This is a genomic window from Ruegeria arenilitoris, assembly GCF_013032445.1.
In the GTDB taxonomy this organism is placed as follows: domain Bacteria; phylum Pseudomonadota; class Alphaproteobacteria; order Rhodobacterales; family Rhodobacteraceae; genus Ruegeria; species Ruegeria arenilitoris_F.
This window is the reverse complement of record NZ_WQCA01000008.1, coordinates 143,940-158,432: the sequence shown is the minus strand read 5'-3', so window position 1 is coordinate 158,432 and position 14,493 is coordinate 143,940. Positions and strand designations below refer to the sequence as shown.

Annotated in this window: 15 protein-coding genes; 13 read left to right on the top strand and 2 right to left on the bottom strand. The window is 60.1% G+C overall.

The features are described from left to right. The first annotated feature begins 2 nt into the window (after nucleotides 1-2). From GOW98_RS13420 to GOW98_RS13405, 4 genes are all read left to right on the top strand, one after another. The gene (locus tag GOW98_RS13420; RefSeq protein ID WP_170332814.1) at nucleotides 3-2,198 is read left to right on the top strand and encodes a primosomal protein N'; all 2,196 of its coding nucleotides are present in this window, start codon (nucleotides 3-5) and stop codon (nucleotides 2,196-2,198) included. Nucleotides 2,199-2,277: 79 nt separating this feature from the next. Next, complete coding sequence (locus GOW98_RS13415) at nucleotides 2,278-3,510, top strand: MFS transporter (RefSeq protein ID WP_170332811.1); 1,233 nt, start codon at nucleotides 2,278-2,280, stop codon at nucleotides 3,508-3,510. 66 nt (nucleotides 3,511-3,576) lie between these two features. After that, entirely contained in the window at nucleotides 3,577-4,455 is an 879-nt protein-coding gene (locus GOW98_RS13410; RefSeq protein ID WP_170332809.1) for a 50S ribosomal protein L11 methyltransferase, read from the top strand. Between the two features lie 100 nt (nucleotides 4,456-4,555). After that, nucleotides 4,556-4,900 (top strand): hypothetical protein, encoded by a 345-nt coding sequence (locus GOW98_RS13405; protein WP_170332807.1) that lies wholly within the window; start codon nucleotides 4,556-4,558, stop codon nucleotides 4,898-4,900. 88 nt (nucleotides 4,901-4,988) lie between these two features. Here the strand turns inward: GOW98_RS13405 and GOW98_RS13400 are convergent, their stop codons facing one another. Beyond that, nucleotides 4,989-5,201 (bottom strand): DUF1127 domain-containing protein, encoded by a 213-nt coding sequence (locus tag GOW98_RS13400; RefSeq protein WP_170332806.1) that lies wholly within the window; start codon nucleotides 5,199-5,201, stop codon nucleotides 4,989-4,991. A 334-nt stretch (nucleotides 5,202-5,535) separates the two neighbouring features. Here GOW98_RS13400 and ruvC point away from each other — a divergent pair, with 334 nt between their 5' ends. The 4 genes from ruvC (at nucleotide 5,536) to GOW98_RS13380 (ending at nucleotide 8,418) form a co-directional block, all read left to right on the top strand. After that, entirely contained in the window at nucleotides 5,536-6,033 is a 498-nt protein-coding gene (gene ruvC / locus GOW98_RS13395) for a crossover junction endodeoxyribonuclease RuvC (protein WP_170332804.1), read from the top strand. After that, entirely contained in the window at nucleotides 6,030-6,707 is a 678-nt protein-coding gene (ruvA, locus tag GOW98_RS13390) for a Holliday junction branch migration protein RuvA (RefSeq protein WP_170332802.1), read from the top strand. The genes ruvC and ruvA overlap by 4 nt, the downstream gene beginning before the upstream one ends. Before the next feature lie 4 nt (nucleotides 6,708-6,711). After that, on the top strand, nucleotides 6,712-7,731 hold the full coding sequence (gene ruvB / locus GOW98_RS13385; protein WP_170332799.1) for a Holliday junction branch migration DNA helicase RuvB: 1,020 nt from the start codon (nucleotides 6,712-6,714) through the stop codon (nucleotides 7,729-7,731). A gap of 63 nt (nucleotides 7,732-7,794) precedes the next feature. Further along, nucleotides 7,795-8,418, top strand: a complete 624-nt coding sequence (locus GOW98_RS13380; protein ID WP_170332798.1) for a hypothetical protein — start codon at nucleotides 7,795-7,797, stop codon at nucleotides 8,416-8,418. A gap of 3 nt (nucleotides 8,419-8,421) precedes the next feature. Here GOW98_RS13380 and GOW98_RS13375 read toward each other — a convergent pair whose 3' ends face one another. Then, nucleotides 8,422-10,128 (bottom strand): SulP family inorganic anion transporter, encoded by a 1,707-nt coding sequence (locus tag GOW98_RS13375; RefSeq protein WP_170332796.1) that lies wholly within the window; start codon nucleotides 10,126-10,128, stop codon nucleotides 8,422-8,424. A 180-nt stretch (nucleotides 10,129-10,308) separates the two neighbouring features. Between GOW98_RS13375 and ybgC the strand changes: the two genes are divergently transcribed. The 5 genes from ybgC to tolB all read left to right on the top strand — a co-directional run bounded on the left by ybgC (nucleotide 10,309) and on the right by tolB (nucleotide 14,438). Then, nucleotides 10,309-10,734: a tol-pal system-associated acyl-CoA thioesterase gene (ybgC, locus tag GOW98_RS13370; protein WP_254438000.1), complete on the top strand. Its 426-nt coding sequence runs from the start codon at nucleotides 10,309-10,311 to the stop codon at nucleotides 10,732-10,734. A gap of 107 nt (nucleotides 10,735-10,841) precedes the next feature. After that, on the top strand, nucleotides 10,842-11,537 hold the full coding sequence (gene tolQ / locus GOW98_RS13365) for a protein TolQ (protein WP_170332794.1): 696 nt from the start codon (nucleotides 10,842-10,844) through the stop codon (nucleotides 11,535-11,537). Between the two features lies 1 nt (nucleotide 11,538). Next, nucleotides 11,539-12,015: a protein TolR gene (tolR, locus tag GOW98_RS13360; protein ID WP_170332792.1), complete on the top strand. Its 477-nt coding sequence runs from the start codon at nucleotides 11,539-11,541 to the stop codon at nucleotides 12,013-12,015. Between the two features lie 9 nt (nucleotides 12,016-12,024). Continuing rightward, nucleotides 12,025-13,122 carry an energy transducer TonB gene (locus tag GOW98_RS13355; RefSeq protein ID WP_170332790.1) on the top strand — a complete coding sequence of 366 codons (1,098 nt, stop codon included), beginning with the start codon at nucleotides 12,025-12,027 and terminating at the stop codon, nucleotides 13,120-13,122. After that, the gene (gene tolB / locus GOW98_RS13350) at nucleotides 13,119-14,438 is read left to right on the top strand and encodes a Tol-Pal system beta propeller repeat protein TolB (RefSeq protein WP_170332788.1); all 1,320 of its coding nucleotides are present in this window, start codon (nucleotides 13,119-13,121) and stop codon (nucleotides 14,436-14,438) included. The genes GOW98_RS13355 and tolB overlap by 4 nt, the downstream gene beginning before the upstream one ends. Nucleotides 14,439-14,493: the final 55 nt, after the last annotated feature.

The following is a 14,493-nucleotide window of genomic DNA, read 5'->3' as shown; positions in this document are numbered from 1 at the left end:
CGGTGAGCACTCAGGAGTATTTCGACCACGGTGAGTTGGTGGCAGTGCTGACCACGCAGCCGCTGGACCGGACGCTGGATTACAAGGCGCCCGAGGGCGGGTGTTTTCTGGGTGCGTTTGTCGAGGTGCCTTTGGGGCCGCGCAAGGTTTTGGGTGTGGTGTGGGGGCCGGGGCAGGGCGGCTTTGACTTGGCCAAGGCACGGTCAGTGATCCGCGTGCTTGAGGTCGCGCCGATGCGTGAGGAGATGCGGGTGTTTTTGGGCCGTGTCGCTGATTACACGCTGACCCCGATGCCTGCGATGTTGCGGTTGGCGACGCGCGCGCCCGGGCTGGGTGATCCGCCGTCGATGCGCAAGATATACCGCCTTGGCGATGGTGAGCCGGATCGGATGACCGATGCGCGGACGCGCGTGCTGGAGGTGCTACGGGATTATGGTGGGCTGGCCTTTACGTTGAAAGAGTTGGCCGAGCAGGCAGGCGTGACCTCGTCGGTTGTGAAGGGGCTGGTGAAACAGGGCGCTGTGCGCGAAGAGGACAGCCCTCGCGATCTGCCCTATCCGCATCTGGACCCTGACCTGCCGGGAAAAGAACTGACCGAGGATCAGGCGGCTGCAGTTGCCAAGTTGCAGGCTGGTCAGCGCACCGGTGATTACGGCACCACATTGCTGAAAGGTGTGACCGGATCGGGCAAGACCGAGGTTTATCTGGAAGCGGTGGCCGAGGCGCTGCGGATGGGGCGGCAGGCGTTGGTGTTATTGCCCGAGATCGCGCTGACAGCCGAATTCCTGACGCGTGTCGAGGCGCGGTTTGGAGCGCGTCCCGCCGAGTGGCATTCCGGTGCAACCATGACGGAACGCCGCCGGGTTTGGCGGATGGTCGGGCAAGGGGATGCGCAGTTGGTCGTGGGCGCGCGGTCAGCGCTGTTCCTTCCGTTCCGCGATCTGGGGCTGGTCGTGGTCGATGAGGAACATGACACCTCCTACAAACAAGAGGACGGCGTGCATTACAGCGCCCGCGACATGGCGGTTCTGCGCTCGGCCATTTGTGGCGCGCGGGTGGTACTTGCCAGCGCGACACCCTCGCTGGAAAGCTGGGCAAATGCCGAGGCGGGCAAGTATGAACGCCTCGACCTGACGTCGCGGTTTGGGGCGGCCGTGCTGCCCGAGATGAAGCCGATCGATATGCGGGCCGAGCAGATGCAGCCGGGAACGTGGATTTCTCCGTCTCTGCGTCAGGCAGTGCGGCAGCGGATCGAACGGGGCGAACAGTCGCTCTTGTTCATCAACCGCCGCGGTTATGCGCCAGTGACTTTGTGCCGGGCCTGTGGTGAACAGATAGCGTGTGACCATTGCGATGCGCGGATGGTTGAACACCGGTTCCTGAAACGCCTGATGTGCCACCAATGCGGTGAGACCAAGCCAATGCCCGAGGCTTGCCCGTCTTGCGGGGTCGAGGGCAAGTTGGCGCCTGTCGGGCCGGGGATCGAACGTCTGGCGGAGGAGGCCGAGGCGACATTCCCCGAGGCGAAGATTGCGATGCTCAGTTCCGATCTGTTTGGTTCGGCGCGGGCACTGAAGGCCAAGATCGAAGAGATAGCCGAGGGTGACGCGGATATTGTCATCGGCACGCAACTGGTGGCCAAAGGGCATAACTTCCCCAAGCTGACTTTGGTGGGGGTGATCGACGCCGATCTCAGCCTGCACGGCGCCGACCTGCGGGCTGCTGAGCGGACGTTTCAATTGATGCGTCAGGTCGCGGGCCGAGCGGGTCGGGCGGACAAGCCGGGGCAAGCGCTGTTACAGACCTTTCAGCCGGAACACCCGGTGATCCTGGCCATTCTGTCGGGCGATGAAGAGGGGTTCTGGAAGGCCGAGGCTGCTGGGCGGCAGGCCGCCGGAGTGCCGCCCTATGGGCGCATGGCCGGGATCGTGCTGTCGGGGCCAGAGGTCGGGCCGGTTTTCGATATCGGCAATGCCATGGCCCGAAACGATGCGCCTTTGCGGGATATCGGTGCGCAGGTCTTCGGTCCCGCCCCGGCACCAATTGCGCGTATCCGGGGACGTCACCGCGTGCGTCTGCTGGTCAAGGCCCCCAAGGGCGCGCCCATTCAGGATGCTATCGCCCGCTGGATCGCTCCTCTGCGCCTGAAAGGGGATATCCGCCTGACCGTCGATATCGATCCGCAGAACTTTTACTGACCCTGCGTCAGCGCAGGGCTAATGTGCACCGCGTCCTTGCCTCTCGCCAAACCGCAAAAATGGGCGTAGAGGGAGTCCCATGCTGAAACCCATGCCGCTTTCCGAGGCGCAGAGCCTGCCTTTCTGGCGTCGTCCCATCACGCTCTTGTTCGTGATGGCGCTGACCATGCCTATCGCCTTCAACGCCTGGAGCGCGCTGCTCAATAACTTCGTCATCGAAGTGGCCAATTTCGACGGGGCGGATATCGGTCTGCTGCACACGGTGCGCGAGATTCCTGGTTTTCTGGCTGTCGGTGTGATCGCAGTGATCATCTTCGTGCGCGAACAGGTTCTGGCGATGATCTCGCTGATGATGCTGGGTGTGGCCACGGCGGTGACGGCGTGGTTCCCCAGTCTGGGCGGGTTGCTGTTCGTGACCTTGTTCAGTTCGATTGGATTTCACTACTACGAAACGGTAAACCAGTCGCTGCAACTTCAATGGCTGCCCAAGGACCGTGCGCCACAGGTGCTGGGCTGGCTGGTAGCAATAGGCTCGGCGTCCACTGCGGTGGTTTATGGGCTAATCGTGCTGACCTGGGATCGGCTGGATCTGTCCTACAATTTCGTGTTCATGGCCGCAGGCGGGGTGACGGCACTGCTGGCGCTGTTCTGTCTGTTTGCATATCCCCAATTCGATGCGCCCACGCCGCAGACCAAAAAGCTGGTCCTGCGCAAACGGTATTGGCTGTATTACGCGCTGCAATTCATGGCCGGTGCCCGGCGGCAGATTTTCGTCGTCTTTGCGGGTTTCATGATGGTCGAGAAGTTCGGCTTTGAAGTGCATGAGCTGACCAGCCTGTATCTGATCAACCTTGTGATCAACATGGCAGCAGCCCCGATGCTGGGCAAAGCCGTGTCGATGTTTGGTGAGCGGCGCACGCTGATCTTCGAATACGCTGGGCTGGCGATAGTCTTCGCAGCATATGGCGGCATCTACTGGTTCGGCTGGGGCGTATTACTGGCGGCGATACTCTACGTGATTGACCACGTGCTGTTTGCTTTGGCGCTGGCGCTGAAAACCTACTTCCAGAAAATCGCTGACCCGGCCGATATCGCGCCAACCGCAGCAGTGGCCTTTACCATCAACCACATCGCGGCCGTGTTTCTACCCGCGCTGTTGGGCTTGCTCTGGGTGGTATCACCCGGCGCGGTCTTTGGTCTGGCCGCCGCAATGGCACTGGTGTCGCTTGCCCTGTCGCTGCTGATCCCGCGCCACCCCGAGCCGGGCAATGAAACCATTCTGTCGAAATACGCCCCGGCCCCTGCGGAATAGGTGCCAACGCTTGACCTTGCCCACTTGTGGCCCTAGGCGCTGTCTCAACTGAGACAGGAGGCCCCCATGCCCACATTTACCGCGCTGACGACTTTGACCGGCAAGAAGGCCGCCGAAGGTCTGGGCGAAGCTATGGAGCGCCTTGACCCGGAACCCACCGGCGTCGGCGTGTTCGAGGTCGAGGACGGCTCGGGCCTGTGGGAGGTTGGCGGCTATTTCACCGAAGCGCCCGACGAAACCGCTCTGGCGGTTCTGTCGGTCGCGTTCGAGGCCAAGCCGTTTGTCGTCTCGGAATTGCCGGAAACCGATTGGGTGGCCCATGTGCGCCGTGAACTGGCCCCGGTCGAGGCCGGGCGGTTCTTTGTTTATGGCAGCCACGACGCAGACAAGCTGCCTGAGGGGCGTATCCCGCTGCTGATTGAGGCCGCGATGGCCTTTGGCACTGGTCACCACGGTACAACGCTGGGCTGCCTCAAGGCACTGGATCATCTGTTGGATGACGGGTTTGCAGCGACCAAAGTGGCCGATATCGGTTGCGGTACCGCCGTGCTTGCAATGGCCGCCGCGCGGATTTGGGATGGTGATATCATCGCCAGCGACATCGATCAGGTTGCGGTGGACGTAGCCGAGGCCAATTTGAAGGCTAACGGCATGTCCGGACAGGTGGTTTGCGTCGAGGCCGCCGGGTTCGACCACCCGGACTTGCAGTCGCACGCTCCTTATGACCTGGTTTTTGCCAATATCCTAAAAGGTCCGCTGGTGGCTTTGTCTCCTGAAATCGCCGCGAATCTGCGGGATGGTGGGTATGCGATCCTGTCGGGAATCCTCAATGAACAAGCCGACGATGTGGTCTCGGTTTATTCTCAGAATGAATTCAATTTGGTCAAAAGAGACGAAATTGGTGAGTGGACGACGCTAATCTTAAGCAAACAGGGCGCAAATTAGGCCATTTGCAGGAGTTTCGTGGATTCCCGCCTCTTTTTTGTCGCAATCTGTGGCTACCGTCATGACGTGGTTACGGGGGGCGGTTTTTTTGGAGGCTGCCATGACGGGAAAACAACTGGAATTCGATCAGCGCGTTCATCGCCTGAACAAAAAGCACGCCAAGCTGAGCCGGGGTTATCGCGCCACGATGCGCAAGGATGGCCTTGTGGTTATGAAACCGCAACGGGTCAAATCCGCAGTACCGTTAAAGGCGCTTATGGGGTGTTTCCTGGGCCTGTTCGCGTTCAAGGTCTTTCTGCTGACAAGCCTCGGTGCGTCGGCCTATCAGTACCGCGTCGATAGTTTGGCCGAAGGCACCTCTGTTGAAAAGGCGGGGGCATGGGTGATGCAGGTCGACCCTGTCTCTAAGTTTCTTGCGGCGCAAGTTAGCAGCTATCTCCGCTGAACCAGTCAATATGAACGAGAAACGCCGCACATTGTGAAATGCGCGGCGTTCTGTTGTGCCCAAAGGGCGCGTGAGTGGTGGGTGTCTCTTAGAGACGACCTTCTGCCACGAGGTCAATATCACCGCGGCACATACCGATATCGTCCAGTTCGCGATCCGTCAGACCGTTCAGCACGTTGCGTGTTACGCGAGCGTCGTTCCATTCAACAACGGCGTTAACAACCGATGCGAAAGTTACGCCGATACGGCCGACGAGGCCGAACGAGCCAGTGGTGGTGCGGGTGGTGTCCAGTGCAGCCATATCCTGTTTCCTTCTGGTTAGTGTTTAATTTTTAATCATCTGATGTACGCGCCATCTAGTCCTGTCGATCTGGCCGTGCAAGTGCGGAAATTGCATGTGTCCTATGCGTTTTTTGCAAGGGTTCTAAATCCTTAAAAACCGTTAATTTATAGACCATTAGGTGTTCATATAACGTGTCGAATTCAGACTTTCTGCAGTCGCAAACAGGCCGTTTTGTCGCCCTTGGGACAGGCGTGTCGTTTTCAGGCGCGGGGTCAATTCGCTTGGAAAATGTTCACGCTTCGTGCTAATCCGAAAGAAAGACCACAAAAACCCGAGCAGGCTGAGGCAAAAAATGCGAATTCTGGGCATTGATCCGGGGCTCAGGACCCTGGGATGGGGCGTCATCGAATCGCATGGCAGCCGCCTGAGCCATGTTGCGAATGGTTTGTGCAAATCCGATGGCGATGATTTGGGCGAACGGTTGTTGTCGCTGCACAACCAGATCGTTGAGGTCATTGCCGAACATCAGCCCGACCAAGCTGCCATCGAGCAGACCTTCGTCAACAAGGACGGGGCCGGGACGTTGAAGCTGGGTCAGGCCCGCGGCGTGGCGTTGCTGACCTTGGCGCAGGCCGGGTTGCCGGTGGGGGAATATGCGCCCAACCGGGTCAAGAAAACTGTCGTGGGTGTCGGTCATGCCGAGAAAGAGCAAGTTCTGCACATGGTGAAACTGCAATTGCCGGGCTGTCAGCCCAAGGGCGCGGACGCGGCGGATGCTCTGGCGATTGCCATCTGTCACTCGTATTACGGCGCAGCGCCACAGGCGCGGATGAAAGAGGTGCAGGCATGATCGGAAAACTGACAGGGCGGCTGGATTATCGCGCGGCGGATCACGTGCTGATCGACGTGCGCGGGGTTGGGTACATCGTTTATTGCTCGGAACGGACCATGGCGGTGTTGCCGGGTGTGGGTGAGGCGGTTTCGATCTACACCGATATGGTTGTGCGCGAAGACCTGATGCAGCTTTATGGTTTCCTGTCGCTGGTCGAGAAGGAATGGCACCGCCTTCTGTGCTCGGTTCAGGGGGTTGGTGCCAAGGTCTCGCTGGCCATTCTGTCTGCGCTGGGACCGGATGGGGTCAGCCGGGCAATTGCTCTGGGTGACTGGGGTGCGGTCAAGGCGGCCAAGGGCGTGGGGCCGAAAACGGCGCAACGGATCGTGCTGGACCTCAAGGACAAGGCGCCGGGTGTGATGGCGATGGGTGGAACCGTGACCGAGGCGATGGACGGACCCGCCTTGGAGGTCGTCGAGTCGTCCGAACCCGCACCGACGCCAAAGCGGGCGGCGCAACCGGCCTCGGGGTCGGCTGCGGCGTCGGCAGGCGCATTGTCGGCCCTGTCCAATCTGGGGTATGGACCATCCGACGCCGCCTCTGCCGTGGCCGAAGCAGCGGCGAGCCTGCCAGATGCGGGTGAGGCCGATCTGATCCGCGCGGCGCTGAAACTGCTTGCACCGAAAGGGTGACTGAATGGTAGATGCCGATCCCGCCCTGCGCCCGGACCCGCTGCCCGAGGACAATGACCGCGCCCTGCGTCCGCAGGGGTTGGACGAATTCATAGGTCAGGCCGAGGCACGCGCCAACCTGCGTATATTTATCCAATCCGCCCGACAGCGGGGCGAGGCGATGGACCATACGCTGTTCCATGGCCCTCCGGGGTTGGGTAAGACCACGCTGGCTCAGATCATGGCGCGCGAGTTGGGGGTGAATTTTCGCATGACCTCGGGGCCGGTGCTGGCCAAGGCAGGGGACCTGGCGGCGATCCTGACCAATCTGGAATCGCGGGATGTTCTGTTCATCGACGAAATTCACCGTCTGAATCCGGCGGTCGAAGAGGTTCTGTATCCGGCGATGGAGGATTTCGAGCTGGATCTGGTGATCGGCGAAGGCCCCGCCGCACGCACGGTTCGGATCGAGTTGCAGCCCTTTACGCTGGTTGGTGCGACCACGCGAATGGGCCTGCTGACCACGCCTCTGCGCGACCGGTTCGGTATTCCGACGCGCCTGCAGTTCTACACGGTCGATGAGTTGCACGAGATCGTCACCCGCAACGCCCGCAAGCTGGGAGCGCCCGCTGACGATGAGGGTGCACGTGAGATCGCCCGCCGGTCTCGTGGAACCCCACGGATTGCAGGGCGGCTGCTGCGGCGTGTGGTGGATTTTGCCATCGTCGAAGGCGATGGTCGGATCACTCGTGAACTGGCAGACGGGGCGTTGACTCGGTTGGGCGTCGACAATCTGGGTCTGGATGGTGCGGACCGGCGATATCTGAAGCTGATCGCCGAGAACTATGCAGGTGGTCCGGTGGGGATTGAGACCTTGTCCGCGGCCCTGTCGGAAAGCCGGGATTCGCTGGAAGAGGTGATTGAGCCCTATCTGTTGCAACAGGGTTTGATTCAGCGCACGCCGCGCGGTCGGATGCTGGCGCAAAAGGCATGGACGCATCTCGGAATGGCTGCCCCTAGGGGGCAAAGCGATCTGTTTGGTTGAAGCCGGGCGTCAGAGATTTTATGCCTTTGGCGAGAGTTTTTTCGAAAAGATGAAGGATTGGGCGTGACCCCCGAAGACATCCAGGCTTTGTTCACCCGCGAAAGTGGTGAATTTCTGTTTGCCCGCTGGGGGCGACCTATCGTGCCCATCGTCTTTGGCGTTGAGGATGAAACTCTGGCCACCGTCAAGGGCGCGTTCGAGGCGGTGGTGGCGCTGGCCGGGCACAAGATGGCCGAGACCGATCTCGAACTTGGCGCCAATAGCATGGTCTTTTTCTTCCGCGAATGGCAGGAGCTGCTGGAGGTTCCCGATTTGGACCGGTTGATCCCTGATCTTGCGCCTTTGGTGGAGCGGTTGGTTGCTGCGGATGCCAACCAGTACCGGGTCTTCCGGTTCGAGGAAGATGGCACGATTCGTGCGGCCTTTGTCTTTCTGCGGATGGACAAAGAGATGTCCAAGGTTCCTGCTGAGACACTGGCGCTGAGCCAGGTGGTGCAGACGGTTTTGCTGTGGTCGGATACTGCGTTTCGGTCTCAGTCCCCTCTGGCCGTGGCCGGAGGCACAACCGTCCTGCGCCCTGATATCGCCGAACTTATCCGGGCCTCCTATGATCCGGTCCTGCCGGGAGCGGCACAGGACGCATCTCATGCGTTGCGGCTGTTTGCGCGGATGAAACAGGTTCAGTAGGCCTTAGGCAGGTGGTTTGTTCGCCTGATGAAACGCCTCGACCAAGGCGTTCCCTGTTTCGAAGTAAGCGTCTACCCCGACCATATCGGTGATTCCGTAGCGATCGAGTTCCTTCCGGACATTGGGTTCGACGAGCAAAAAGACCAGTTTGATGTTTCTGGGCTTTAGCAGGTCGTGGATGCTGCGCAGCGTGTAACCTGCAGTAAAGTCGATATCATCAATGGCAGAGGCTTCGATACAAAACCAGCGCAGCGGTGGGTCGGATTGGTCCACGATCATTGCGACCTCATCCGACAGGCGTTGCGTGTTGGCGTAATACAGGCTGTGAGAGAACCGATAGATTACCAGTCCGGGTTCGAACTGGTTCGGCGTTTTAATGGGTTGAGTGTGCCAGCCACCATCAGTGCTTTTGACGATCACCGCGTTTTTAGGGCGATAGCCCCGACGCGTGTGGTCGATCAGCGACAAGACCATTGCAAAGAGAATCCCTTGTTCGACGCCAACCAGAACGACCACGGCGGCGGTGGCGATTGCGATCCAGAATTCGGATCGGGCCTGCCGGTATATGGCGGCGAGCCCTTTGAGGTCGATCAGCTTGACGCCAATCAGGAACACCACGGCCGACAGCGCGGCGTTCGGCAAAAACGCGAGAGGGCCGGTCAGAAACAGAATCACCACAAGGACAATCGCAACCGTGGTAAGTTGTGCGATCTGGCTGCGCCCCCCGGCGCTGGCCACCATCTCGGTCTTGGTGGGGCTGCCGTTGACCACGAAAGTTCCGGTGAAGGCCGCGCCCAGATTGGCCAGCCCCAGCCCGACAAGATCTGTATTCTCGCTGAACTTGTCTTCATATCGCGCAGCGTAAGCGCGCGAGGTAGCAGCACTTTGGGCAAGGATCACAACAAAGATGGACAACGCGGTGGGGAGCAGTTGTTTGAACAGAGACCAACTCCAATCCACATCCGGGATCGACAGGGCAGGCAGGCCGCTGGGAACCGTGCCAAGAACGCCAATTCCGGATCCGCTGAACTGAAAGGCCCAACTGCACAGAATGACACCCAATATTGCGAACAGGGGGCCGGGAAGTTTGGGTGACAGGCGTTTGCTCCCGATGACAACCGCCAGCACTGCTATGGATACGGCAACGGTTGGCCAGTGTGTTTGACCGAAATGCTGGGCGACGTCCCTAAGCTTGGCGATGGTGCCGTGGCCTGCGCCGTCGATGCCCAGCATTCCCGGTATTTCTCCGGTGGCCACTTGAATGCCCACGCCCGTCAAAAAGCCGACCAACACCGTGCGCGACAGGAAATCCGCTAGAAACCCAAGACCGACAAGCCGCGCGGCAATCAACAGAGCCGCCGCCATCAGCGCCAACAGTGAAGCCAGTGCCAGATACTCGGACGACCCGGAGACTGCCATGCCTGCTAGCGCCGATGCCGTGATTGCCGCTGTAGCCGAGTCCGCCCCCACCACAAGGTGCCTCGATGATCCGAACAAGGCGAACAAGGCCATCGGGATCAGTATCGTGTAAAGCCCCGTTACCACTGGGGTGCCGGCGATTTTAGTGTAGCCCATGACCTCGGGGATCGCGAGGCAGGCGAAGGTCAACCCGGCCAGAACTTCGGTTGGAAGCATAGCGCGATTGATTGGCAGGACGCCCTGCAGGATGGGAAGCGAAAGTTTGCCCTTTTTTCTCTGATTTCCGGCCATTCAATCACCTGTTACGTTCGCATCCCAATTTGGGCAGGTTAGTCGGCAATCTTTGGGATTTCGATACCGAGTACCGTGTGGCGTGAAAATTGTAGTCCCGCAGGGATTGCAGGACCGTTGACGCGCGTGCATCTGTTGAGGGTGCGGCTCGTCCCGAGCCAGACGATTAAAGATGATTGAATGATCGGATTCGTGACCATGGCCGAAAGCACCTCAGCTGAGCACACGCATATCTACCGGGTTCGGGTTTATTATGAAGATACCGACATGGGCGGCGTGGTCTATCACGCGAATTATCTGAAATATATCGAACGGGCCCGGTCGGATTACGTACGCCGTTTGGGTAATGACCAGAATGCCATGCGCGATGATGGGGTTGTCTGGGTCATTCGGCGGATCGAGGCGGATTATCTGGCAACCGCCAAGTTCGAGGACGAACTGACCATCGAAACCCGCTTTCTGTCCCGTTCGGGCGTGCGGCTGACCATGGGGCAGTTGATAAAGCGGGGCGAGACCGAGGTTTTTCGCGCCACAGTCACCGCTGTTTGCATGAATGCGCAGGGCAAACCGGTGCGGCTTCCGGCAGAGATTCGCGCATTATTGTAACAAATTGCGGCGTTGGGGTGGTTCTGTTGGCTTTTCAGGACCATCTGGGTTAGCGTTTGGCAAAACAAAGCCAAACCAACGGCTATCAGGCAAAAAAGAGCAGGTTCATGGAAGCTGAAACGCTGGCGCTGGCGCAGGAGATCGACTTCTCCCTGTGGGGGCTTTATGCCCGCGCAACCTTTATCGTCAAACTGGTGATGCTTATGCTGGTTGGCGCATCGATCTGGTCCTGGGCGATTATCATTCAAAAGCTCATTAACTACCGCGCTGCCCGTCGTGAGGCGCAGGTGTTTGACGAAAGCTTCTGGTCGGGAAATCCTCTTGATGAGTTGTTCGAACAGATCGGTACTCAGCCAGACGGTAGTTCCGAGAAAATATTTGCGTCAGGCATGATTGAATGGCGGCGGTCTCATCGCACCGATGGCGGGCTGATTGCAGGGGCCACGGCGCGGATCGACCGCTCGATGGACGTGGCCATCGCGAAAGAAGCTGAGGGGTTGCAAAAGGGTCTGTCCATTTTGGCAACTGTTGGCTCAACTGCGCCGTTTATCGGTCTGTTCGGTACCGTTTGGGGTATCATGAACGCCTTCATCGAGATCGCCGAGCAGCAGAACACCAATTTGGCCGTCGTCGCGCCGGGTATTGCCGAGGCGCTGCTGGCCACCGGGCTCGGCCTGCTGGCCGCGATTCCGGCGGTGATTTTCTACAACAAGCTCAGCGCGGACAGTGACCGGATCGTCGGCGGCTATGAGGCCTTCGCTGACGAATTCGCCACTATTCTGTCGCGGCAATTGGATAGCTGACATGGGCGCGGCGGTTCAGCAAAACAGCGGCGGGAACGGGCGTAGACGCGGGCGACGTCGCGGTCGCGCTCAGCCGATGGCCGAGATCAACGTGACGCCGTTTGTCGACGTCATGCTGGTGTTGCTGATCATCTTCATGGTGGCGGCCCCACTGCTGACCGTCGGAGTGCCGGTTGATCTGCCGAAAACAGCGGCCAGTGCCTTGCCCGGCGACAACGAAGAACCCTTGACCGTGACGCTGACCGCAGATGGCCGGGTGCAGATTCAGACCACGGATGTTGTGCGTGAAGAACTTATTGGCAAGCTGCGCGCCATCGCGTCCGAACGCAGCAGTGACCGCGTGTTCCTACGGGCCGACGGGGCGATCCCGTATGCACAGGTGATGCAGATCATGGGTGCGCTAAACGCGGGCGGGTTTTCCAATGTGGGCCTGGTGACGGACACCGGCGGGCCAGCGCTGGACGAAGGTGGAGAGTGAGGCCGCGCGGTGGATACCGGCACCAAGATCTCGGCATTTGCCCACGTCGCTTTGATTGGATGGGCCTTTTTCGGCGGTACGTTCCGGTCCGAACCTTTGCCTATGGCGGTGCAGGAGGTGTCGGTGATCACGGGTGAACAATTCGCGGCGATGACAGCACAACGTGACGCGCCCGACGTGCCAACCCCTACTGCTTTGCAGCAACCCGAAACGCCCGAGGACGAGGTGGTCCCACCTGAGACGGTGGAAGAGGAACTGACCCCGCCCGAAGTCGTGACGCCCCCTGAACCGGAACCCGATCCGGTACCCGATCCAGTGGAAGTACCGCCTGAACCAGAAGTGGTCGAAGAACCCCCGACGCTTGAGCAGCCCGAGCCTGTGACCGAAGTGCTGCCGGTGCCGCCGGGGCCCGAGGCGCAGCCGCGCCCTGCCGACAAGGTCGCACCGGAACCCATCGCCCCGCCACCGCCCGAGGCGCAGCCGGATGAGGTTGAGACGCCCGCCGTGTCGCTGGACGAAGGGGCCGAAACCCAAGAGGAACAGCAGGATCAGACCGCCCCGGAAGAGGCGACCGATGAGATCGTGACCGAGGCTGAAGAAACAAAAGAGAACGCTCCGCGCACCTCTCCGCGGCCTCGGGTGCGGCCGAACCGGCCTGCACCTCCGGCGCAACCCGAAGTGGCTGAGGAACAGGAGCAGACGCCGCCCGAGCCTGCGCAGAGCGACACCGCAATTGACGATGCCTTAGCCGAAGCGTTGGGGCAGGGCGGTGAACCCTCAGGCCCGCCGCTGACCAGCGGTGAGAAAGACGCCATGCGTCTGGCTGTTTCGAAGTGCTGGAATGTGGGGTCCTTGTCCACGGATGCACTTCAAACCGTTGTGGTTGTAGGGTTTTCGCTGACTCAGGACGGCAAGATCGTCGGCGGTAGCCTGCGCATGATCGATAGCTCTGGCGAGTCTGCCGGAGCGGCGAAACAAGCCTATGAGGCTGCCAGACGAGCAATTTTGCGCTGCGGCGCCAAAGGATACACCCTGCCCGCTGACAAATATGATCAATGGCGGGATATTGAGATTACATTCAATCCCGAGAGGATGCGGATAAAATGATGAGATTTCTGACCAGCCTGTTGCTTGGCCTGACGATTTTGGCGGCACCGGTATACGCCCAGAGCGGACCGCTGCGTCTGGAACTGGATCAGGGGATCATCGAACCCTTGCCCTTTGCCGTGCCGAACTTTGTGCCCGATGGGCCAGCGGCGACGCAATACGCCAATGACATCTCTCGGGTCGTTGCGGCCGATCTGACCGGTACTGGGCTGTTCCGAGAAATCTCGCCCGAGGCTTTCATCAGCCGGGTCAGCAGTTTCGAGGCCCCGGTTCAGTTTGCCGACTGGAAAGCCATCAATGCCGAGGCACTGGTGACAGGCGCCGTGAGCGTCTCGGGCAACCGCCTGACGGTACGGTTCCGGGTGTGGGATGTGTTCTCGGGTCAGGAACTGGGCAATGGTCTGCAATTTGCAGGCACCACCGACGGCTGGCGGCGCATGGCGCACAAGGTGGCTGATCAGGTCTACAGCCGGATCACCGGTGAGGGTGCCTATTTCGATAGCCGTGTGGCATTTGTGTCGGAAAGCGGACCCAAGGATCAGCGTCAGAAACGTTTGGCGATCATGGATTACGACGGCGCAAACGTGCAGTACCTGACCGATAGTGCCGCCATTGTTCTCGCCCCGCGCTTTTCGCCGACGGGCGACCGGCTGCTTTATACAAGCTATGAAACCGGCCAGCCGCGCATTTATGTTCTGGACGTGGACCGCGTCCGCCGGACTGAGTTGGCAACGCAAGACGGCACGATGAGCTTTTCTCCGCGTTTCTCACCTGACGGACGCTCGATCGTTTATTCGCTGATTCAGGGCGGCAATACCGATCTGTGGAAGATGGATATCGCCTCGGGCCAGAGCGTTCGCCTGACCAACACGCCAGCGATTGAAACCGCGCCCAGCTATTCGCCGGACGGCTCTCAGATCGTGTTCGAAAGCGACCGGTCCGGTACGCCGCAGCTGTATATCATGCCCGCAAATGGTGGCGAGGCGACCCGGATCAGTTTCGGACAAGGCCGCTATGGCACGCCGGTCTGGTCGCCGCGCGGGGACCTGATTGCGTTCACCAAGCAGAACAAGGGCCGGTTCCATATCGGCGTTATGCGCACCGATGGCAGTGAAGAGCGTCTTCTGACCTCGTCGTTCCTTGACGAAGGGCCCACGTGGTCGCCCAACGGCCGGGTCATCATGTTCACCCGCGAAACGCAGGGGGCCAGCGGCCGTGCGACGCTGTATTCGGTGGATATCTCGGGCCGGAACCTGCGCCCGGTGCGCACCCCGGATGGTGGCAGCGATCCGTCATGGGGGCCATTGCAGAATTGATCGGGGCAGGGGCTTGGAAAAGTTCACAAAAAACCTGCACTATGCTACAGAGACG